General features: G+C 48.7%; 1 protein-coding gene. It reads right to left on the reverse strand.

Annotated elements, in window-relative coordinates:
- Window positions 1–222: 222 nt before the first annotated feature.
- Window positions 223–415, reverse strand: a 193-nt coding sequence (locus FAP39_RS17740) for a hypothetical protein (RefSeq protein WP_212743449.1), incomplete at its 5' end; no start/stop codon positions are given.

A 415-nucleotide genomic window follows, 5' to 3' on the forward strand; every position in this document is an offset into this window, starting at 1 on the left:
GTTCTAATTCCTGAACGATACGTACCTAATAGAGGGCAGGTCGAAAGACCTGCCCTTTTCTTTTGTTGAGTGATCTCTGGTTTGATCCCGCGATTTTATGAAAAGCCACATCATGTTGGCGGAAACTCGCGCCAGCATAGGGTTTCTCTATTGATGTCTTTGGCGCTTGAGTGAGGGGACTGTGACATCCCTGCACCATTCTTAACGACATTCACAATCTGCTCACGCCGGATGCTTGCCAACTGCCCCCCAAAAAAGCGAAAGACTAATGCATACCCATTCAGGATTCTCCGGTCTGGGCAAATGAATTGATAATCCGAGGGAAAAACTATGAAAAAAGTTCTCTTCGCTACGACTGCTCTTGTTGCAACCGCTGGTGTTGCTGCTGCAGACGTAACCTTCGGCGGCTACGGCC

This window comes from Shimia litoralis, from assembly GCF_005518135.1.
Lineage (GTDB): Bacteria > Pseudomonadota > Alphaproteobacteria > Rhodobacterales > Rhodobacteraceae > Shimia_E > Shimia_E litoralis.